Source organism: Comamonas sp. CAH-2, from assembly GCF_009668305.1.
Classification (GTDB): Bacteria; Pseudomonadota; Gammaproteobacteria; order Burkholderiales; family Burkholderiaceae_C; genus Comamonas; species Comamonas aquatica.
In genome coordinates, this window is the sequence record NZ_VSWF01000010.1 from 14023 (window position 1) to 33970 (window position 19948).

The following is a 19948-nucleotide window of genomic DNA, read 5'->3' on the forward strand; positions in this document are numbered from 1 at the left end:
TGCGCGCAGCACGCCAGCGGCGTGCTGCAACGGCTTACGTCACTTCCACAGGGCGCATTTGGTTTCCGCCTTGGTGGTCCAGACCTGGTCGGCCGGCAAGGTGGACAGAACCTTCAGATAGTCCCAAGGACGCTTGGATTCCTCAGGCTTTTTGACTTCCACGAGGTACATGTCGTGGGCGTAGGTGCCATCGGGACGGATGGTTCCCTTGGCATAGAAGTCCGACAAGGGCGTGCTCTTGAGGTGGGCCATGACCTTGTCGGCATCGGTGCTGCCCACGGCCTGCACGGCCTTGAGATACTGCGTCACGGCCGAGTAGTCGGCGGCCTGCACATCGGTGGGCATGCGCTTGGTCTTGGCGAAGAACTTCTCGGCGAACTTGCGCGATTCGTCATTCATGTCCCAGTACCAGCTGGTGGTGTGCAGCAGACCCGCGGTGTTCTTCAGGCCCAGGGAGTGGATGTCGGTCAGGAACACCAGCAGACCCGCGGTCTTCATGCTCTTGTCGATGCCGAACTCCTTGGCCGCCTTGATGGCGTTGATGGTGTCGCCACCTGCGTTCGCCAGACCCAGGATGTGGGCCTTGGAGTTCTGCGCCTGGAGCAGGAAACTGGAGAAGTCCGAGGCGTTCAGCGGATGCTTGACGCTGCCCTTGACCGTGCCGCCCTTGGACAGGATCACCTTGGTGGTGTCCGACTCCAGCGCCTGGCCGAAGGCGTAGTCCGCCGTCAGGAAGAACCAGTCCTTGCCACCGCGCTCCACCACCGCGCCGCCCGTGCCCTTGGCCAGGGCCACGGTGTCATAGGCATAGTGGATGGTGTAGGGGTTGCACTGGTCGTTGGTCAGGGCCGAGGAGCCGGCGCCGTTGTTGATGTGCACGCGCTTCTTCTCGTTCGCCACCTGCGAGACGGCCAGGGCCGTGCCGGAGTTGGTGCCGCTGAAGATCAGGCTGATACCTTGCGTGTCAATCCACTCGCGCGCCTTGCTGGCGGCAATGTCGGCCTTGTTCTGGTGGTCGGCCGACAGCAGTTCGATGGGCTTGCCCAGCACCTTGCCGCCGAAATCGTCGATGGCCATCTGCATGGCCAGCGCGCCGTTCTTGCCCTCCACATCCGCATACAGGCTGGACATGTCGGTCACGAAACCGATACGCACCTTGTCCTGCGGCTGCGCATGCGCCGTCGCGGCCATCAGGCCGGCGGCACCGAGCATCCAAGCCAGTCGAGTGAAATTGCGCTGTTTGGTCATTGCCTTGTCTCCTTGGTGGTGTGGCTGACGCCTTGTAAAACCAGTGCCCTTGTTCCGACGACGCGGGGGCGGCAAACTCGATAACGCGAACACAAACACCGTCTGATCACGGTAGCACCGCACCGGGTCCGGCGGGTGCTGCCGCACTCAGGCGATCACTTCCACAGAGCGCACTTGCTCTCTTCCTTGGTGGTCCAGACCTGGGCTGCTGGCAGCTTGGAGACCACCTTGTAGTAGTCCCAGGCTTCCTTGGACTCCGAGGGCGACTTGACCTGCATCAGGTACATCTCGTGGGCATAGCGGCCGTCCGGACGGATCACGCCTTCGGCATAGAAGTCCTTGAGCGGCGTGCTCTTGAGCACGGCCATCACCTTGTCCGCATCGGTGGTGCCAGCCTTTTCGACGGCCTTCAGGTAGTTGGTGGTGGCCGAGTAGTTGGCCGCCTGGATGTCGGTGGGCATGCGCTTGGTCTTGGCCTGGAACTTGCGCCCGAATGCACGGGTCTCGTCGTTCAGGTTCCAGTCCCAGCTGCTGGTCAGCAGCAGGCCTTCGGTGTTCTTCAGCCCCAGCGAGTGGATGTCGGTCAGGAACACCAGCAGGCCGGCCATCTTCATGCTCTTGTTGATGCCGAACTCGCGCGCGGCCTTGATGGCGTTGATGGTGTCGCCGCCGGCATTCGCCAGGCCCAGGATCTGGGCCTTGGAGTTCTGCGCCTGCAGCAGGAAGCTGGAGAAGTCCGAAGCGTTCAGCGGATGGCGCACGCTGCCCTTGACGTTGCCGCCCTTGGCCTTGATGACCTTGGTGGTGTCGGCTTCCAGCGAGTGGCCGAAGGCATAGTCCGCGGTCAGGAAGAACCAGTCCTTGCCGCCGTTGTCCACCACCGCACCGCCCGTGCCCTTGGCCAGGGCCACAGTGTCATAGGCATAGTGGATGGTGTAGGGCGAGCACTGCTCGTTGGTCAGGGCCGAGGAGCCGGCGCCGTTGTTGATGTAGACGCGCTTCTTCTCCTGGGCCACCTTGGCCAGCGCCAGGGCCACGCCGGAGTTGGTGCCGCCGAACAGCATGGTCAGGTTCTGCGTGTCGATCCATTCGCGCGCCTTGGTGGCGGCAATGTCAGGCTTGTGCTGATGGTCCTGGGTCAGCAGCTCAATGGGCTTACCCAGCACCTTGCCACCGAAATCATCGATGGCCATCTGGATGGCCAGGGCGCCGTTCTTGCCGTCCACGTCCGCGTAGTTGCTGGACATGTCGGTGATGAAGCCAATCTTGATCTTGTCGGGCTCCTGCGCGTGGGCCATGCCTGCCACAGCCAGCGACAGGGCCAGGGCGGTCAGGGGCGTACGAATGGGGTGCATCTTGCAGTCTCCTTGTTGTTGTGGTGTGTGAAATCGGTAGCTTGCTGCCTGGGCTTAGACGCCCAGCAACTCATTGAGGACGGGCATCTTGGCGTCCAGCTGCGCCGCTTCGAAGGTCTCGACGATGCGGCCGTGCTCCATCACGTAGAAGCGGTCGGCCAGCGGCGCGGCAAAGCGGAAGTTCTGCTCCACCATGACGATGGTGTAGCCCTTCTGGCGCAGCGTATGGATCATGCGAGCCAGGGCCTGCACGATCACGGGCGCCAGCCCTTCGGAAATCTCGTCCAGCAGCAGCAGGCGTGCGCCGGTGCGCAGGATGCGGGCCACCGCCAACATCTGCTGCTCGCCGCCCGACAGGCGCGTGCCCTGGCTGTGGCGGCGCTCGGCCAGGTTGGGGAACATGGCGTAGATTTCCTCCACGCTCATGCCGTCGTGGCCGGTCTTCAGCGGCGGGGGAAGCAGCAGGTTCTCTTCGCACGACAGGCTGGAGAAAATGCCGCGCTCCTCGGGGCAGTAGCCCACGCCAAAGTGCGCAATCTTGTGCGTGGGCAGGCCCACGGTTTCCTGGCCGTTGATCTTGACCGATCCCTTGCGGGCGCCGGTCAGCCCCATGATGGCGCGCATGGTGGAGGTGCGGCCCGCGCCATTGCGGCCCAGCAGGGTCACCACCTCACCGGGGTGGACCACCATGTCCACGCCGTGCAGCACATGGGATTCGCCATACCAGGCTTCGAGATTGCGGATTTCCAGCGCAGGTGTTGTGTGCTTGTTGTCGGCCATGGCTCAGTGCGCTCCTTGCAGTTGGCCGTCGGTTGTCCCCATATAGGCTTCCATCACTTGCGGGTTGCTTGAAACTTCGGCGTAGTTGCCTTCGGCCAGCACCGCGCCGCGTTGCAGCACGGTGATGCGATCGGCAATCGTGGAGATCACCTTCATGTTGTGCTCCACCATGAGGATGGTGCGACCGGCCGAGACCTTCTTGATCAGCTGCGTCACACGGTCCACGTCCTCGTGGCCCATGCCCTGGGTGGGCTCGTCCAGCAGCATCAGCTCGGGCTCCATCGCCAGCGTGGTGGCAATTTCCAGCGCACGCTTGCGGCCATACGGCAGATTGACCGTGACCTCATCGGCCATGTCGTCCAGGCCCACCTCGGCCAGCAGTTCCATGGCGCGGCCGTTGAGCTGGTCCAGCGAACGCTGGCTCTTCCAGAAGTGGAACTCGGTGCCCAGCTTGCGCTGCAGGCCAACGCGCACGTTCTCCATCAGCGTCAGGTGCGGGAACACAGCCGAAATCTGGAACGAACGGATCACGCCACGGCGGGCGATCTGGGCCGGGGCCTCGCGGGTGATGTCGTGGCCGTTGAAACGGATTTCCCCCGAAGTGGGCTCCAGGAACTTGGTTAGCAGGTTAAAGCAGGTGGTCTTGCCGGCACCGTTGGGTCCGATGAGTGCGTGGATGCTGCCGCGCTGCACCGACAGGTTCACATCGCTCACGGCGGTGAAACCCTTGAACTCTTTGGTGAGATGGGTGGTTTGAAGAATAACGTCGCTCATGCGCCCAGGCTGCTCCGTGGTTGGGGTGCAGCGCGGAAAGCTGGGGGCTTTTCCGGAGCGTGCACCGTGTCGTATGTTGCGGTGCATCGTATGTGGCGGTTCTGGCAAAAGCACTGGGAGTTGTGCCTAAGACTTACAACCTAAGCACTTACCCTATCCCCACCTGGGCGCGCACCAGGCCACTGCTGGGCGGTCCCATCAAGAAGAGCATTCACTCACTCTCCAGCATTTTTGGTTGTCGCCCAATTCCGTCGTTGGCAGCTTTTTGTAAGCTTTGTTGATCCAAGCCCGGAAGGTTCCGGCTGGGTACCTGCATAAATCAGGAGCAGATTGCGCACTTCTGGAGCGCGTTGAGCAGCCCAAAGGCTGTGCAACGCTTGAAAACCAAGCGCTGAGTACTCACTTTTTTGTATAAGCCCCGGATGGAGGCCACGGCCAGACCGGTGGCAGGCCGGCCCTTATTGCAAGGTTTGCTTGCTGCCCTTGGGCAAGGCCAGGGGCAGCACTGGCACGCCCTCTTCCAGCAGCTCCAGGGCCTGCTGGGGCGTGGCCTGGCCACGGATGGGTCGCTCGGGCTCTTCGCCCTTGTGCATGCGCAGGGCTTCATCGGCGAAGCGATCGCCCACGTCCTCGGTCTTTTCCACGATCTTGCGCGAGGCCTCCAGCCAGGCCGCCTGCAAGGCATGCAACTTGCGCTGGTGCTCCTGCACCGGGGCAGCCGCGTCGCGTGGCGCCGGCATAGCCGCTGCAGGCGGCTGCGCGCCCAGGTTCAGGCGCGGCGCGCTCAGGCCCTTGGTGATCTCCTGGCTGCCGCACATCGGGCACTCCAGCAAGCCACGGTCCAGCTGACTGCGGAAATCATCTTCCGAGCCAAACCAGCCTTCAAACACATGGTCCTGGGTGCAGCGCAGGTCAAACACCTTCATGGTGCAAACAAACAAAAAGAGCGGGCCAAAGAAAAAAGGCAGAGTCGCAACCCTGCCTTGTGTGCGTAGCGCGCAGTTTAGCGGCTGCGACGTTTGGTGAGGTAGCGCCAGACAAAGCCCGGAAAGGCCAATGTCAGAAACAGCGTGGCGGTGATGGCGTAGAACTCCCAGCCCTGGGGATAGATCTGCCCTGCACGGCGCTCCAGCAACAAGGTCAGACCACCGACCACGAAGTACAGCAGCACCAGCTCGGCCAGGCGGCCCCACAGGGGCTTGCGGTGGGTCGCCGCCACAGGGCCGGCCACCAGCCAGCGCTCGTTCATAAAAGGCAAATTGGCGGCCACCAGGGCCGCCAAGATGATTAACCAAATGGAAGCAGTTTGAGTCACGCTTCACATTATCGGTCAGGATGCCAGGGCGCGAACCACGGCATCGGCGCACAGCGCCATCAAACCACCAGGAACAATGCCCAAGATCAAGACCAGGGCACCATTCACGGTCAGCACCGCGCGCACATCCCAGGGGGCGGACACGGTGGTGGCGGTCAAGGGCTTGTCAAAGTACATGACCTTGACCACGCGCAGGTAGTAGAAGGCGCCGATCAGCGACATGACCACGGCGAAGATGGCCAGGCCGATGTAGAAGCTGTCACCCGAAGCCACCAGTGCCTGCAGCACCGACAGCTTGGCATAGAAACCCACCAGCGGAGGGATACCGGCCATGGAGAACAGGCAGGCGGCCATGATGCCGGCGTACAGCGGGCTGCGCTGGTTCAGACCGGCCAGGTCGGCGATCTCTTCGCTTTCGAAGCCTTCACGCGACAGCAGCAGGATCACACCGAAGGTGGCCAAGGTAGTCAGCACATAGGTCACCACGTAGAACATGGACGACCCATAGGCGTTGGCCGCACGGGCCGGATCCACTTCACCGCCGATCACACCCGACAGCAGACCCAGCAGCACAAAGCCCATCTGCGCGATGGTCGAGTACGCCAGCATGCGCTTGAGGTTGGTCTGGGCAATAGCGGCCAGGTTACCCACGAGCAGCGAGGCAATCGCCATCACCGCCAGCATTTGCTGCCAGTCGAACGCCAGGGGCAGCATGCCATCCACCAGCAGGCGGATCACCAGGGCGAAGGCTGCCAGCTTGGGCGCGCCACCGATCAGCGCGGTGATGGCCGTCGGCGCACCGTGGTAGACGTCAGGCACCCACATGTGGAAGGGCGCGGCACCCAGCTTGAACGCCAGACCGGCCACCACGAACACCAGACCGAAGACCAGCACCTGGTGCTTGAGCTCGCCGGAGCTGATGGCCTTGAAGATCTCGCCGATGTCCAACGAACCGGTCGCACCGTAGACCATGGACAGGCCATACAGCAGGAAACCCGATGCCAGCGAACCCAGCACGAAGTACTTCATGGCCGCTTCGGTCGCAGGCGCGTGGTCGCGGCGCAGGGCCACCAGGGCGTAGCTGGCCAGAGTCAGCAGCTCCAGGCCCAGGTAGACCAGCAGCAGGTTGTTGGCGCTGATCATGATGAACATGCCCAGCAACGCAAAGGTCGACAGGCTGAACAGCTCACCGCCGCGCAACATGTCGCGGTCTGCGGCATAAGGGCGTGCATACACCAGGGTCACCATCATGGCCACGGTGGCAAAGCACTTGAGCCAGTTGCCCATGGCGTCGGAGACCACCATGTTGCCCCAGCCGTAGAAGGTGTTGCCGCTGGCCGCGTAGTTGGCCTGCATGATGGCCACCACGGCCAGCGTCAACATGGTCAGCACATAGGTGCCGGTGCGGCGAGCGCTTTTCACGCTCAGGTCCACCAAGGTAATCACGCATCCCATGACCAGGAGCACGATCTCGGGGTAGATCGAAAGCCAGCTGATGTTGTCAATCATCTCAATCTCTCAGTTCAGTCTGGTCAGGGAAGCTTGGATTGGGCCACGTGCTGCAACAGCTGCGCCACCGAAGGATCCATCACATCCGTGAAGGGCTTGGGGTACAGACCCATGTACAGGACCGCCACAGCCAGGATGCCCAGGATCAAGAACTCACGGCAGTTGATGTCCTGCAGTTCCTTCACATGGTCATTGCCCACGGGCCCCAGGTACACGCGCTTGTACATCCACAGGGTGTAGGCCGCACCGAAGATCAGTGCGGTGGCGGCCAGCAGGCCCACCCAGAAGTTGAACTTCACGGCGCCCAGGATCACCATCCACTCGCCCACGAAACCAGCGGTGGCTGGCAGACCACAGTTGGCCATGGCGAACAGCAGGGCAAAGGCCGCGAACTTGGGCATAGTATTGACCACGCCGCCGTAGGCCGCGATGTCGCGCGAGTGCACACGGTCGTACAGCACGCCGATGCACAGGAACATGGCGCCCGAGACAAAGCCGTGGGCAATCATCTGCACGATACCGCCGGACACGCCCAGGTCGTTGAAGATGAAGAAGCCCAGGGTCACAAAGCCCATGTGCGCCACGGACGAATAAGCCACCAGCTTCTTCATGTCCTTTTGCACCAGGGCCACCATGCCCACGTAGACCACGGCGATCAGCGACAGCGCAATCATCAGCCAGGCCCATTCGCGCGAGGCGTCGGGTGCAATCGGCAGCGAGAAACGCAGGAAACCGTAGGCACCCAGCTTCAGCATGATGGCCGCCAGCACGGCAGAACCGCCGGTGGGCGCTTCCACGTGCACGTCGGGCAGCCAAGTGTGCACCGGGAACATGGGCACCTTCACGGCAAACGCCGCGAAGAAGGCAAAGAACACCAGGGTCTGGGGCAAGGAGCCCAGGGGCAGCTTGTGCCAGGTCTGGATGTCAAAGCTGCCACCCGAGACGTTGTACAGGTAGATGATGGCCACCAGGGTGAGCAGCGAGCCCATCAGGGTGTACAGGAAGAACTTGAACGCCGCGTAGATCTTGTTGGGACCGCCCCAGATACCGATGATCAGGTACATCGGGATCAGGGTGGCTTCGAAGAACACGTAGAACAGCAAGCCGTCCAGGGCCGCAAACACGCCGATCATCAGGCCCGACAGCACCAGGAACGCGCCCATGTACTGGTTCACGCGCTCGGTGATGCTTTCCCACGAGGCCAGCACCACGATCACGGTGATGAAGGCCGTCAGCGGCACGAACCAGAAGGACAGACCGTCCAGGCCCAGGTGGTAGTGGATATTGAAACGCTCAATCCACAGCACCTTCTCGACGAATTGCATCTGCGCCGAAGAGGTGTCAAAACCCGTGATCAGCGGAATGGTCACCGCCAGCCCCAGCAAGGAGCCGATCAGTGCCACCCAGCGCACGCCACGCGCGCAGTTGTCGCGGCCGAAGGCCAGCAACAGGACACCAAAGACGATGGGTGTCCAGATGGAAAGACTCAACAAACCCATTTTTGTTCTTCCCTTACTTGTTGAGCCACACGAAGTACGTCATGAGCAGGAAGATGCCCAGGATCATGACCAACGCGTAGTGATAGATGTAACCCGACTGGAACCAGCGGACCACTGCAGCGATCTTGCCGACCAGCTTCCAGGAACCATTCACGACAGCACCATCAATGATGGCCTGGTCGCCCACCTTCCAAAAGGCGGTACCGAAGGCGCGCGAACCACGTGCGAAGATGTTTTCGTACACCCAATCCACACCGTACTTGCCTTCCAGCACCTGGTACAGGCCGATCTTCTTGGAGAAGGCCATGATGGCGGCAGGAATCTCTGGCTTGACCATGTAGAAGAGGTAGGACACCACCACACCGGCCAGCGCCAGCCAGAACGGAGCGGTCTGGAAGCCATGCAGCGCCATGGGCAGCCAACCATGGATTTTCTCGGCCAGCTCGGTCATCGCGGGGTGCTTGGCGGCGTCGACATAGATCACGCCCTTGAAGAAGTCGCCGAACAGCATGGGCATCAGCGCGATGGCACCGATCACCACCGAAGGAATGGCCAGCAGCACCAGCGGTGCCGTCACCACCCAAGGCGATTCGTGCGGCTTGGCATCGTGACCATGGCCGTGATCGTCATGACCATGGTGGTCATCGTGGTGGGCATCCGGATTCTGGTCGTAGCGCTCTTTACCGTGGAACACGATGAAGTACAGACGGAACGAATAGAACGCGGTGATGAACACACCGGCCAGCACGGCAAAGTTCGCAAAACCGGAGGCGGGCAGGTTCGAGGCATGCACGGCTTCGATGATCGCGTCCTTCGAGTAAAAGCCCGAGAAGAACGGCGTACCGATCAGTGCCAGGTTGCCCAACAGGAACGTGATCCAGGTGATGGGCATGTACTTGCGCACGCCACCCATCCAGCGGATGTCTTGGTTGTGGTGCATGCCCATGATCACAGAACCGGCTCCAAGGAACAGCAAGGCCTTGAAGAAGGCGTGCGTCATCAGGTGGAACGTGGCCACGGAGTAGGCCGACACACCCAGTGCAATCGTCATGTACCCCAGCTGCGACAGCGTGGAATACGCAATCACGCGCTTGATGTCGTTCTGGATGATGCCCAGGATACCCATGAACAGGGCCGTGATGGAACCGATCACCAGGATGAAGTTCAACGCCACATCCGACAGCTCATAAAGCGGCGACATGCGCGAAACCATGAAGATACCGGCCGTCACCATGGTCGCCGCGTGAATCAGGGCGGAGATGGGGGTAGGGCCTTCCATGGAGTCTGGCAGCCAGGCGTGCAGCGGGAACTGCGCAGACTTGCCCATGGCACCGATGAACAGGCAGATGCCGATCACGGTCACCAGCAGCCAGCCTGTGCCAGGCATGGTGGCCTGTTGCAGCTCTGGCAACTTGGCAAAGATTTCGCCGTAGTTCAGCGTGCCCGTGTAGGCCGCAATCAAACCGATGCCCAGGATGAAGCCGAAGTCACCCACACGGTTGACCAAGAAGGCCTTCATGTTGGCGAAGATGGCCGATTCCTTCTTGAAGTAGAAACCGATCAGCAGGTAGGACACCAGGCCCACAGCCTCCCAGCCGAAGAACAGCTGCAGCAGGTTGTTGCTCATCACCAGCATCAGCATGGAGAAGGTGAACAGCGAGATGTAGGAGAAGAAACGGTTGTAGCCGTCGTCTTCTTCCATGTAGCCCATGGTGTAGATGTGCACCATCAGCGACACGAAGGTCACCACGCACATCATCATGGCGGTGATGGAGTCGATCAGGAAACCGACCTCCATCTTCAGACCGCCGACCACCATCCATTCATAGATGGTCTGATCAAAGCGTGCGCCCTCGGAAACCACTGCCTGGAAGGTCAGTGCCGACAGGATGAAGGAAACCAGCACGCCCAGGATGGTGAGCGAGTGGCTGACTCCGCGACCGAACTTGTTGCCACCAAATGCGGTGCCGAATATGCCCGCCAGGACAGAACCGGCCAGCGGAGCCAGCGGTACCGCCAGGAGCATGGATGCAGAAAGTGTTTGACTCATTCTTCAGAACCTTGCAAATACCGGTGCCTCAACCCTTGAGGGTGTCGAGATCTTCCGCATTGATACTGGACTTGTTACGGAACAGCAGCACCAGGATGGCCAAGCCAATCGCCGATTCCGCGGCCGCAACCGTCAGGATGAAGAACACAAACACTTGACCGTGCATGTCACCCAGGTAGTGGGAGAAGGCCACGAAGTTGGTGTTGACCGCCAAAAGCATCAGTTCGATGCACATCAGTAAGACGATCAGGTTTTTCCGGTTCAGGAAAATACCGATCACCGAGATGGCGAACAGCATCGCTCCCAGCGTCAGAAAGTGCCCTAGTGTGAGCGTCATTTTTTCTCCTCCACGGCCGTCTCACCCTCGGCAGCCGCAGCCACCGGGGCCTTGGTGGCCTCCATCTTCACCAGGCTGATGCGGTCTTGCGCACGCACTCGCACCTGGATTGCAGGGTTGATCGCTTTGTTGGTGTCCTTGCGCTTACGCATGGTCAGGGCAATCGCGGTGATCATGGCCACCAGCAGCAGGATGGCGGCGATTTCCACGGGGTACAGGTACTGGGTGTACAGCAGACGACCCAGGGCCTGGGTGTTGGAGTATGGCAGCACCTCACCCTGCTTGTTCAGCAGCTCGGCCACCGGCTTGGCCTCGTCCACGGTGCCAAAACCTGCCATCAGGACCAGGGCCATCTCCAGCGCCACCACGGCACCGACAAACGCCGCGACCGGGAAATGCTTCCAGAAGCCTTGGCGCACACGGTCGATGCGGATGTCCAGCATCATCACCACGAACATGAAGAGCACCATCACGGCGCCCAGGTAGACCACCACCAGGGCAATACCCAGGAACTCCGCCTTCAGCATCAACCAGATACCAGCGGCTTGCGAGAAGGCCAGAATCAGGTTGAGCACGGCGTGCACCGGGTTGCGCGATGTAATGACTCGGAAGGCTGCAAACAGCATCACCGCCGAGAAGAGATAGAAGAAACCAGTTTTGGCGTCCATGATTCGAATCTTTCTGGATCAGGAGCCGCTTTAGCGGTACTTGGCATCCGCTGCCTTGGCAGCAGCGATGTCGGCTTCGTAGCGATCACCCACAGCCAGCAACATGTCCTTGGTGAAGTACAGGTCGCCACGCTTTTCACCGTGGTATTCGAAGATCTGTGTTTCCACGATCGAATCGACCGGGCAACTTTCTTCGCAGAAACCGCAGAAGATGCACTTGGTCAAATCGATGTCGTAGCGCGTGGTGCGGCGCGAACCGTCATCCCGCACGTCCGACTCGATCGTGATCGCCATCGCGGGGCAGACGGCCTCGCACAGTTTGCAGGCGATGCAGCGCTCTTCACCGTTGTCATAACGACGCAATGCATGCAGGCCACGGAAACGTGGCGACAGAGGGGTTTTTTCTTCGGGGAACTGGATGGTCACATGGGGCGAAAACGCCTTGCGACCTGTCAGGGCCATGCCCTTGAACAGTTCCACGAGCATGAAGCTCTTGAAGAAGTCCTTGATAGAGAAAGGTGTAGCAGCAACAGCAGCCATTGGTGTCCCCGCTTAATTCCAAATATTCCAAGGCGAGTGCAACCATGCACCCACGATGACCAGCCACACCAGGGTGACAGGGATGAAGATCTTCCAGCCGAGACGCATGATCTGGTCATAGCGGAAGCGCGGGAACGTGGCACGGATCCACACAAAGCAGGTGACCACGAACGCGGTCTTGGCCGCCAACCAGATCCAGCCAGGAATGAAGCCCAGGGCTTCTACGGGTGGCAACCAACCGCCGAGGAACATGATCACGGCCAGGATCGAGACGAGCCACATACTGGCGTATTCCGCCAGGAAGAAGATCGCGAAGCCCATGCCCGAGTACTCGACCATGTGGCCGGCCACGATTTCCGACTCGCCTTCCACCACGTCAAACGGCGCGCGGTTGGTTTCTGCCACACCCGAGATCAGGTAGACCAGGAAGATCGGCAGCAGGGGCAGCCAGTTCCAGGACAGGAAGCTCAGGCCCATGTCGGCAAACTGACCTTGACCCTGGCTGAGCACCACTTGCGTCAGGTTCATGCTGCCGGTGACCATGATGACCACCAGGAAGCAGAAGCCCATGGCGATTTCGTAGCTCACCATCTGTGCCGAAGCACGCAGCGCGCCCAGGAAGGCGTACTTGGAGTTGGAGGCCCAGCCTGCAATGATCACGCCATACACTTCGATCGAAGTGATCGCCATGATCAGCAAGATGCCGGCATTGACGTTGGCCAAGGCAACTTCAGGTCCGAAAGGCACCGCCACCCACGCCGCCAAGGCGGGCATGATGGCCATCACAGGGCCGACGTAGAACAGCCCCTTAGATGCCACCGTGGGCATGATCAGTTCCTTGGTCAACAACTTCAGGCCGTCGGCCATCGGCTGCAGCAAGCCCCAGGGCCCCACACGGTTGGGACCTGGACGAACCTGGATCCACCCCAGGAATTTGCGCTCCCACAGGGTCAGGTAGGCCACCGCAATCATCAGCGGGGCCACGATGGCGATAATGCCCAGCAAAATCCAGATGACAGGCCATGCGGCATCGGTCCACCACGCTGCCTCGATCAGGCCTGCGCCTGCCGTCTTGAGTGCGTCAATCATGCAGCACCTCCCTCACGTGCCTGGCGCGCATCGGCTGTCAGTTGCAGCGACGTCGCGCGGCGGACAATGCTGTCCAGTTGATAGATGCTTGCCACAGCCGGCTCAGTGACCGCACCGCCAAACACTTGCGCAGCCGCTTGGGTCGCATTGCTCAGCGCCTGGGCTGGCACTTCGCTGGTGGCAGCGCCAATCGCGGTGGCCAGTACATCCTGCGAGGATTCGTAATCCACGCCTTGGACACCCAACAGATTGGCCAAGACACGCAGCACCTTCCAGGCGGGGCGGGTTTCGGCCAAAGGCTTCACCACGGCGTGGAAGCTTTGCACACGGCCCTCGGCGTTCACGAAGGTGCCCGAGGTTTCGGTGAACGGTGCAATCGGCAGCAGCACGTCGCTGACGTCCAGGTTGGCCTTGAACGGGCTCAAGGTCACCACCATTTCCGACTTGTTCAGGCCTTGCAGAGCTTGCTGGCCAGCAGCCGTGTCGAATGCAGGCTCGGTGTTCAGCAGGATCGCGGCCTTCAGGCCACCTGCCACCATTTGTGCCGCATTCAGACCATTGGACTGAGGTTGTGCCTTCACCCACTGCGCACCCACGGTGTTGGCAGCCTCAGTCAGGTAACCCACGGTGGCACCGGTTTGCTCCGCGATCCAGTTGGCCAGGGCCAGCAATTCGGCGGCTTGTGCATGGTGCGCGGCAGCGTTGCCCAGCAACACGGCCTTGCGCTCACCCGCCAACAGGGCCTGGGCAATCGCCTGGGCTTCTGCGTTGGCCTGTGCTGCCACGGGTGCTTGCACGCCCTTGGCCTGTGCCACGGCTGCGGCCACATCGGCCAGAGCCTGTGCCCAGTCTTGCGCAGCCACCACCGATGCGCTGACGGGCATGGCCCAGTCGTACACCTGTGCATTCAGCGCAAACACCTGCCCACCCTTCTTGGCAGCCTGGCGAATGCGTTGTGCGAACAAGGGGTGGTCCTTACGCAGGTTAGAACCCACGACCAGCACAGCTTGCAGCTCGGACAACGCCGCAATCGATATGCCCAGCCAACGCACGCCTTCGGCAGCGTTGAACTGTGCATGGCGCAGACGCCAGTCGATATTGTCGCTACCGATGCCACGCAGCAACTGGCCTGTCAGGAACAGCTCTTCGAGTGTGCTGTGGGGGCTCACCAAGGCGCCAATGCTTTGTGCACCGTGCTGTTCCTTGATTTGCTTCAGGCCGTTGGCCACGTATTCCAACGCGGTTTGCCAGTCGACCGTCTTCCATGCACCGCCCTGCTTGATCATGGGCTGTGTCAGGCGTTCGTCGCTGTTCAGGGCTTCGTAAGAGAAGCGATCGCGGTCGGCAATCCAGCACTCGTTGATGGCTTCGTTCTCGAAGGGCACGACGCGCATCACCTTGTGGTTCTTCACCTGGACGATCAGATTGGCACCGGTGGAGTCATGTGGCGACACCGACTTGCGGCGCGACAGTTCCCAGGTACGGGCGCTGTAGCGGAAGGGCTTGCTGGTCAACGCACCCACAGGGCACAGATCGATCATGTTGCCCGACAGCTCGGAGTCCACGGTATCGCCCACCACGGTGGTGATCTCCGAGTGCTCGCCGCGGTTGACCATGCCCAGCTCCATGACGCCGGCCACTTCCTGGCCAAAACGCACACAGCGGGTGCAGTGGATGCAGCGGCTCATCTCTTCCATCGAGATCAGTGGACCCACATCCTTGTGGGCCACCACGCGCTTTTCTTCTTCGTAGCGCGAACCGGTACCGCCATAGCCGACCGCCAGATCTTGCAGCTGGCACTCACCGCCTTGGTCGCAGATGGGGCAATCCAAGGGGTGGTTGATCAGCAGAAACTCCATGACCGACTGCTGGGCCTTGATGGCCTTGTCGCTCTTGGTGCGCACGATCATGCCTTGCGTGACCGGGGTCGCGCAAGCAGGCAGTGGTTTGGGGGCCTTTTCCACTTCCACCAAACACATGCGGCAGTTGGCAGCAATGGAAAGTTTCTTGTGGTAGCAAAAGTGCGGAATGTAGGTGCCTGCTCGCTCGGCCGCATGCATAACCATGCTGCCAGGAGCAACCTCCACCTTCTTGCCGTCTAGTTCAATTTCAACCATATGTCTCTCGCCTCTCGCGATCAGGCAGCTGTAGAGCCCGACTTCGCAGCCGCGGCAATCTTGGCTTCAAACTCGTGGCGGAAATGCTTGATCATGGCGCGTACGGGCATGGCAGCCGCGTCGCCCAGCGCACAAATCGTGCGGCCCATGATGTTCACGGATACGGAATCCAGCAGTTCAATGTCTTCGGGACGGCCTTCGCCTTCCTGAATACGCTTGACCACGCGCCACAGCCAACCTGTGCCTTCGCGGCAAGGTGTGCACTGGCCACAGGACTCGTGCTGATAGAAGTACGAGAGGCGCAGCAGGCTTTCCACCATGTCACGCGAATCGTCCATCACGATCACAGCGCCCGAACCCAGCATGGAACCAGCCTTGGAGATGGAGTCGTAGTCCATCGTGCACCCCATGATGATGTCAGCGGGCAGCACGGGCGAAGAAGAACCACCTGGGATCACGGCCTTGAGCTTGCGACCTGTGCGCACGCCACCGGCCAGTTCGAGCAGCTTGCTGAAAGGTGTCCCCATGGGCACTTCGTAGTTACCGGGCAGATTCACGTCGCCGCTGACCGAGAAAATCTTGGTGCCACCGTTGTTGGGCTTGCCGCATTCCAAGTAGGCATTGCCACCGTTGCGGATGATCCAGGGCACCGCGGCAAATGTCTCGGTGTTGTTGATCGTGGTGGGCTTGCCATACAGGCCGAAGCTGGCAGGGAAGGGTGGCTTGAAGCGGGGCTGCCCCTTCTTGCCTTCTAGCGACTCCAGCAACGCCGTTTCTTCGCCACAGATGTAAGCGCCAAAACCATGGTGACCATGCAGTTGGAAGCTGAAGTTCGAACCCATGATGTTGTCGCCCAGAAAACCTGCGGCACGCGCTTCTTCCAGCGCCGCTTCAAAGCGTTCGTAGGCTTGAAAGATTTCACCGTGGATGTAGTTGTAGCCCACGTTGATGCCCATCGCATAGGCCGCAATCGCCATGCCTTCGATCACGATGTGGGGGTTGTGCATCAGGATTTCGCGGTCCTTGCACGTGCCTGGTTCACCCTCGTCCGAGTTGCAGACCAGGTATTTCTGGCCTGGGAACTGGCGGGGCATGAAGCTCCACTTCAGACCCGAGGGGAAGCCTGCACCACCACGACCGCGCAGTGCTGACTCCTTGACCGTGGCAATCACCTCGTCCTGGGTCAGGCCGGGACCGCCATCTTGGCCCAGGATCTTGCGCAGGGCCTGGTAGCCACCACGGGCTTCGTAATCTTTGAGGGTCCAGTTCTTGCCGTTCAAATCCTTGTAGATCTGGGGCTCGATATGGCGACCGTGAAAGCAGGTTTCGCTGCCCGACGCGGCGAATTTGGCCAGCACATCGTTGGCGGCGGGGTTGTTCAAGATGGTCGTCATGCCTTGCCCTCCGCTGCACGCAGGCCGTCCACCAACTCGTCCAGCCTCTCATTGCTCATGAAGCTGCACATGCAACGGTCGTTCACCAGCATCACCGGGGAATCAGCGCAAGCGCCCAGGCACTCCGACTGCTGCAGAGTGAACATGCCGTCCGGCGTGGTCTCACCCATCTTGATGCCGAGCTTGGCTTCCAGATGGTGCAATGCCTTGTAGCCATCGCGCAGTTGGCAGGGCAAGTTGGTGCACACGTTCAACTTGTACTTGCCCACGGGCTTTTGGTTGTACATGTTGTAGAAAGTCGTGACTTCATGCACGGCAATCTGCGGCATGTCCAGCACTTCGGCAATCACTGCCTCGCTCTCAGGCGTGACCCAGCCCAGCTCTTGCTGGGCAATCGACAGGCAGGCCATCACCGCGGACTGCTTTTGGTCGGCCGGGTACTTGGCCACTTCACGCGCAAAGCGCGCTTTGGTCGCTTCAGTAATCATCGGTCAATCTCTCCGAACACGATATCCATGGTGCCGATCACGGCCACCACGTCGGACAGCATGTGGCCGCTGACCACTTCGTCCATCATCGCCAAGTGGGCGAAGCCGGGGGCACGAATCTTCAGGCGATAAGGCTTATTGGCACCATCGCTCACCAGGTAGATACCAAACTCCCCCTTGGGGTGCTCCACCGCCGCATAGGCTTCACCTTCAGGCACCTTGAAGCCTTCGGTGAACAGCTTGAAATGGTGAATCAGTGACTCCATGTTGGACTTCATGTCCTCACGGGCCGGCGGCGCCACTTTGTGATTCTCGGTAATGACCGGACCTGGGTTGGCACGCAGCCACTTCACACACTGCTTGATCAGCTCGTTCGACTGGCGCATTTCTGCGACGCGCACCAGGTAACGGTCGTAGCAATCGCCGGTCTTGCCCACTGGGACATCAAAGTCCAGCTCACCATAGACTTCGTACGGCTGTTTTTTGCGCAGATCCCAGGCAATCCCGGATCCACGCAGCATGGGGCCTGTGAAACCCATGTTCAGCGCGCGCTCAGGGGTCACGACGCCAATGCCCACCATGCGCTGCTTCCAGATGCGGTTTTCGGTGAGCAGATATTCATACTCATCCACGCACTTGGGGAAGCGGTTGGTGAAGTCTTCGATGAAGTCCAGCAACGAGCCTTGGCGGTTGGCATTCAGCTTCTCAATGCCCTTGGCATTGCGCACCTTGCTGGCCTTGAACTGGGGCATGGTATCGGGCAGATCGCGGTAGACGCCACCAGGACGGAAGTAGGCAGCGTGCATGCGGGCGCCAGATACGGCCTCGTACATGTCGAACAGGTCTTCACGCTCGCGGAATGTCCACATCAGCACGGTGGATGCACCGCAGTCCATGCCGTTGGAGCCCAGCCACATCAGGTGGTTCAGCAGGCGCGTGATCTCACTGAACATCACACGGATGTACTGCGCGCGCTTGGGCACCTCAATGCCCAGCAGCTTTTCGATCGCCAGGCAGTAGGCGTGCTCATTGCACATCATGGACACGTAGTCCAGTCGGTCCATGTAGGGCAGCGACTGGATGTAGGTCTTGTGCTCGGCCAGCTTTTCAGTGGCGCGGTGCAGCAGACCCACGTGCGGATCGGCACGCTGGACCACTTCACCGTCCAGCTCCAACACCAAGCGCAGCACACCGTGCGCGGCAGGGTGCTGGGGTCCGAAGTTGATGGAATAGTTTTTGATTTCAGCCATGGTTGTCAACCGGCAGACGCAATGCGTCTGTCAGTGCAGTCCTCCGTAGTTCTCCTCACGGATGATGCGCGGCGTGATCTCACGTGGCTCAATCGTGACAGGTTGATAGACCACGCGGCGTTGCTCGGTGTCATAGGTCATTTCCACGTGACCGGACAACGGGAAGTCCTTGCGGAAGGGGTGACCGATAAAACCATAGTCGGTCAGGATGCGGCGCAGGTCGGTGTGGCCTTCGAAGACGATGCCATACAGGTCAAACGCTTCACGCTCGTACCAATTGGCACTGCTCCACAGCTCGCACACCGAAGCCATCATCGGGAAGTCATCGTCTGCACACAGGGCACGCACGCGCACACGCTGGTTCAGGCTGACCGACAACAGGTGCGACACCACGACAAAACGAGCACCCTCCACACCAGTTTCCTGGTAGGTCGAATAGTCAACACCACACAGGTCGATCAGTTGCTCAAACTGACAACCGGGTGTGTCGCGCAGCTTGCGCATGACATCCAAGTAGTGCACGGCAGCGACTTCAACCGTCACCTCGCCATGCTTGACAGTGACATTGCGCGCCTGGTCTCCCAATGCGGTCGCCACCAGATCCCGAAGTGCTTCGGGCTGAATTGCAAATGCGGACATCCTCTCGGCTCCTTAAACGCGGGCGATGGTGTTCGTGCGGCGGATTTTCTGCTGCAGCTGGATGATGCCGTAGATCAGCGCTTCGGCCGTGGGCGGGCAGCCCGGCACGTACACATCCACAGGAACAATCCGGTCACAGCCACGCACCACCGAATAGCTGTAGTGGTAGTAGCCGCCACCATTGGCGCACGACCCCATCGACAGCACCCAACGGGGCTCCGACATCTGGTCATACACCTTGCGCAGCGCGGGGGCCATTTTGTTGCACAGCGTTCCCGCCACAATCATCAGGTCCGACTGGCGCGGCGAGGGACGGAACACTTCCGCACCAAAACGCGCCAAGTCATAGCGCGCAGCCGCAGCGTGCATCATTTCCACGGCACAGCAAGCCAGACCAAATGTCATCGGCCAGATAGAACCGGTCTTGGCCCAGTTCACCACAGCGTCATAGCTCGTGGTGACGAAGCCTTCCTTCATCACGCCTTCAATCATCGTGTTTCCTTTTTTGAGGATTACGTAGTGCTCATTCCCAATCCAGGGCGCCCTTTTTCCATTCGTAGGCAAAACCCACGACAAGGACGGTCAGGAAGATGAGAACAGCAACGAAACCGGTCATACCCACGTCTTGCAGCGCAACGGCCCAAGGCAACAGGAATGCGATTTCCAGGTCAAACAGGATGAAGAGAATGGCGATCAGGTAGAAGCGCACATCAAACTTCATGCGTGCATCTTCAAAGGCCTCAAAACCGCACTCATAGGGAGAGTTTTTGGCCGCATCCGGGCGATTCGGACCCAGCACATAGCCAAGAGCGAGAGGTACGACTCCCACTGCGATGCCCACCATAATGAAAAGCAGGACGGGGAGATATTGATCGAGGTTCATGTGAGGTCGCGTT

The 19948-nt window shown here is 60.4% G+C and carries 20 protein-coding genes; all 20 read right to left on the bottom strand.

The features are described 5' to 3' along the window. Nucleotides 1-39: 39 nt before the first annotated feature. Nucleotides 40-1248: an ABC transporter substrate-binding protein gene (locus tag FYM52_RS08145; RefSeq protein WP_045267263.1), complete on the bottom strand. Its 1209-nt coding sequence runs from the start codon at nucleotides 1246-1248 to the stop codon at nucleotides 40-42. A 155-nt stretch (nucleotides 1249-1403) separates the two neighbouring features. Beyond that, complete coding sequence (locus tag FYM52_RS08150) at nucleotides 1404-2603, bottom strand: ABC transporter substrate-binding protein (protein WP_154163729.1); 1200 nt, start codon at nucleotides 2601-2603, stop codon at nucleotides 1404-1406. Between the two features lie 54 nt (nucleotides 2604-2657). Continuing rightward, nucleotides 2658-3383, bottom strand: a complete 726-nt coding sequence (locus tag FYM52_RS08155; RefSeq protein ID WP_042418747.1) for an ABC transporter ATP-binding protein — start codon at nucleotides 3381-3383, stop codon at nucleotides 2658-2660. Nucleotides 3384-3386: 3 nt separating this feature from the next. Beyond that, a complete protein-coding gene (locus tag FYM52_RS08160) occupies nucleotides 3387-4157 on the bottom strand; it encodes an ABC transporter ATP-binding protein (protein WP_042418749.1) in 771 nt (256 codons plus the stop codon). 458 nt (nucleotides 4158-4615) lie between these two features. Next, a complete protein-coding gene (locus FYM52_RS08165) occupies nucleotides 4616-5083 on the bottom strand; it encodes a DUF1178 family protein (RefSeq protein WP_042418752.1) in 468 nt (155 codons plus the stop codon). A gap of 77 nt (nucleotides 5084-5160) precedes the next feature. Then, nucleotides 5161-5472, bottom strand: coding sequence for a DUF2818 family protein (locus FYM52_RS08170; protein ID WP_162524679.1), 312 nt, complete (start codon nucleotides 5470-5472; stop codon nucleotides 5161-5163). A gap of 15 nt (nucleotides 5473-5487) precedes the next feature. After that, a complete protein-coding gene (gene nuoN, locus FYM52_RS08175) occupies nucleotides 5488-6981 on the bottom strand; it encodes an NADH-quinone oxidoreductase subunit NuoN (protein WP_045267267.1) in 1494 nt (497 codons plus the stop codon). Nucleotides 6982-7004: 23 nt separating this feature from the next. Then, on the bottom strand, nucleotides 7005-8480 hold the full coding sequence (locus tag FYM52_RS08180) for an NADH-quinone oxidoreductase subunit M (RefSeq protein ID WP_154163730.1): 1476 nt from the start codon (nucleotides 8478-8480) through the stop codon (nucleotides 7005-7007). Between the two features lie 13 nt (nucleotides 8481-8493). Next, complete coding sequence (gene nuoL / locus FYM52_RS08185; protein WP_179954939.1) at nucleotides 8494-10530, bottom strand: NADH-quinone oxidoreductase subunit L; 2037 nt, start codon at nucleotides 10528-10530, stop codon at nucleotides 8494-8496. 28 nt (nucleotides 10531-10558) lie between these two features. Beyond that, on the bottom strand, nucleotides 10559-10867 hold the full coding sequence (gene nuoK / locus FYM52_RS08190; protein ID WP_042418761.1) for an NADH-quinone oxidoreductase subunit NuoK: 309 nt from the start codon (nucleotides 10865-10867) through the stop codon (nucleotides 10559-10561). Beyond that, nucleotides 10864-11535 carry an NADH-quinone oxidoreductase subunit J gene (locus tag FYM52_RS08195; protein WP_042418763.1) on the bottom strand — a complete coding sequence of 224 codons (672 nt, stop codon included), beginning with the start codon at nucleotides 11533-11535 and terminating at the stop codon, nucleotides 10864-10866. The genes nuoK and FYM52_RS08195 overlap by 4 nt, the downstream gene beginning before the upstream one ends. Nucleotides 11536-11565: 30 nt before the next feature. Further along, nucleotides 11566-12075, bottom strand: a complete 510-nt coding sequence (nuoI, locus tag FYM52_RS08200) for an NADH-quinone oxidoreductase subunit NuoI (protein WP_042418767.1) — start codon at nucleotides 12073-12075, stop codon at nucleotides 11566-11568. Between the two features lie 12 nt (nucleotides 12076-12087). Further along, the gene (nuoH, locus tag FYM52_RS08205) at nucleotides 12088-13164 is read right to left on the bottom strand and encodes an NADH-quinone oxidoreductase subunit NuoH (protein ID WP_043379284.1); all 1077 of its coding nucleotides are present in this window, start codon (nucleotides 13162-13164) and stop codon (nucleotides 12088-12090) included. Then, nucleotides 13161-15281 (bottom strand): NADH-quinone oxidoreductase subunit NuoG, encoded by a 2121-nt coding sequence (gene nuoG / locus FYM52_RS08210; protein WP_154163731.1) that lies wholly within the window; start codon nucleotides 15279-15281, stop codon nucleotides 13161-13163. The genes nuoH and nuoG overlap by 4 nt, the downstream gene beginning before the upstream one ends. A 20-nt stretch (nucleotides 15282-15301) precedes the next feature. Continuing rightward, the gene (gene nuoF, locus FYM52_RS08215) at nucleotides 15302-16675 is read right to left on the bottom strand and encodes an NADH-quinone oxidoreductase subunit NuoF (RefSeq protein ID WP_154163732.1); all 1374 of its coding nucleotides are present in this window, start codon (nucleotides 16673-16675) and stop codon (nucleotides 15302-15304) included. After that, a complete protein-coding gene (gene nuoE, locus FYM52_RS08220) occupies nucleotides 16672-17163 on the bottom strand; it encodes an NADH-quinone oxidoreductase subunit NuoE (protein ID WP_043379270.1) in 492 nt (163 codons plus the stop codon). Before nuoE ends, nuoF begins: the two co-directional genes overlap by 4 nt. Beyond that, the gene (locus FYM52_RS08225) at nucleotides 17160-18413 is read right to left on the bottom strand and encodes an NADH-quinone oxidoreductase subunit D (RefSeq protein WP_042418784.1); all 1254 of its coding nucleotides are present in this window, start codon (nucleotides 18411-18413) and stop codon (nucleotides 17160-17162) included. The genes nuoE and FYM52_RS08225 overlap by 4 nt, the downstream gene beginning before the upstream one ends. 30 nt (nucleotides 18414-18443) lie before the next feature. Next, a complete protein-coding gene (locus tag FYM52_RS08230) occupies nucleotides 18444-19052 on the bottom strand; it encodes an NADH-quinone oxidoreductase subunit C (RefSeq protein ID WP_154163733.1) in 609 nt (202 codons plus the stop codon). Nucleotides 19053-19064: 12 nt separating this feature from the next. Then, a complete protein-coding gene (locus FYM52_RS08235; protein ID WP_042418791.1) occupies nucleotides 19065-19544 on the bottom strand; it encodes an NADH-quinone oxidoreductase subunit B family protein in 480 nt (159 codons plus the stop codon). Nucleotides 19545-19575: 31 nt separating this feature from the next. Then, a complete protein-coding gene (locus FYM52_RS08240) occupies nucleotides 19576-19935 on the bottom strand; it encodes an NADH-quinone oxidoreductase subunit A (protein WP_042418811.1) in 360 nt (119 codons plus the stop codon). Between the last annotated feature and the right edge of the window lie 13 nt (nucleotides 19936-19948).

What these genes read in the sequence shown, in the direction of transcription:
- FYM52_RS08230 (WP_154163733.1), bottom strand. Translation starts at nt 19,052, where the DNA reads ATGTCCGCATTTGCAATTCAGCCCGAAGCACTTCGGGATCTGGTGGCG.
- FYM52_RS08195 (WP_042418763.1), bottom strand. Translation starts at nt 11,535, where the DNA reads ATGGACGCCAAAACTGGTTTCTTCTATCTCTTCTCGGCGGTGATGCTG.
- nuoN (WP_045267267.1), bottom strand. Translation starts at nt 6,981, where the DNA reads ATGATTGACAACATCAGCTGGCTTTCGATCTACCCCGAGATCGTGCTC.
- FYM52_RS08165 (WP_042418752.1), bottom strand. Translation starts at nt 5,083, where the DNA reads ATGAAGGTGTTTGACCTGCGCTGCACCCAGGACCATGTGTTTGAAGGC.
- FYM52_RS08225 (WP_042418784.1), bottom strand. Translation starts at nt 18,413, where the DNA reads ATGGCTGAAATCAAAAACTATTCCATCAACTTCGGACCCCAGCACCCT.
- FYM52_RS08180 (WP_154163730.1), bottom strand. Translation starts at nt 8,480, where the DNA reads ATGGGTTTGTTGAGTCTTTCCATCTGGACACCCATCGTCTTTGGTGTC.
- nuoI (WP_042418767.1), bottom strand. Translation starts at nt 12,075, where the DNA reads ATGGCTGCTGTTGCTGCTACACCTTTCTCTATCAAGGACTTCTTCAAG.
- nuoK (WP_042418761.1), bottom strand. Translation starts at nt 10,867, where the DNA reads ATGACGCTCACACTAGGGCACTTTCTGACGCTGGGAGCGATGCTGTTC.
- FYM52_RS08240 (WP_042418811.1), bottom strand. Translation starts at nt 19,935, where the DNA reads ATGAACCTCGATCAATATCTCCCCGTCCTGCTTTTCATTATGGTGGGC.
- nuoG (WP_154163731.1), bottom strand. Translation starts at nt 15,281, where the DNA reads ATGGTTGAAATTGAACTAGACGGCAAGAAGGTGGAGGTTGCTCCTGGC.
- nuoL (WP_179954939.1), bottom strand. Translation starts at nt 10,530, where the DNA reads ATGAGTCAAACACTTTCTGCATCCATGCTCCTGGCGGTACCGCTGGCT.
- FYM52_RS08145 (WP_045267263.1), bottom strand. Translation starts at nt 1,248, where the DNA reads ATGACCAAACAGCGCAATTTCACTCGACTGGCTTGGATGCTCGGTGCC.
- nuoF (WP_154163732.1), bottom strand. Translation starts at nt 16,675, where the DNA reads ATGACGACCATCTTGAACAACCCCGCCGCCAACGATGTGCTGGCCAAA.
- nuoE (WP_043379270.1), bottom strand. Translation starts at nt 17,163, where the DNA reads ATGATTACTGAAGCGACCAAAGCGCGCTTTGCGCGTGAAGTGGCCAAG.
- FYM52_RS08155 (WP_042418747.1), bottom strand. Translation starts at nt 3,383, where the DNA reads ATGGCCGACAACAAGCACACAACACCTGCGCTGGAAATCCGCAATCTC.
- FYM52_RS08150 (WP_154163729.1), bottom strand. Translation starts at nt 2,603, where the DNA reads ATGCACCCCATTCGTACGCCCCTGACCGCCCTGGCCCTGTCGCTGGCT.
- FYM52_RS08235 (WP_042418791.1), bottom strand. Translation starts at nt 19,544, where the DNA reads ATGATTGAAGGCGTGATGAAGGAAGGCTTCGTCACCACGAGCTATGAC.
- FYM52_RS08160 (WP_042418749.1), bottom strand. Translation starts at nt 4,157, where the DNA reads ATGAGCGACGTTATTCTTCAAACCACCCATCTCACCAAAGAGTTCAAG.
- nuoH (WP_043379284.1), bottom strand. Translation starts at nt 13,164, where the DNA reads ATGATTGACGCACTCAAGACGGCAGGCGCAGGCCTGATCGAGGCAGCG.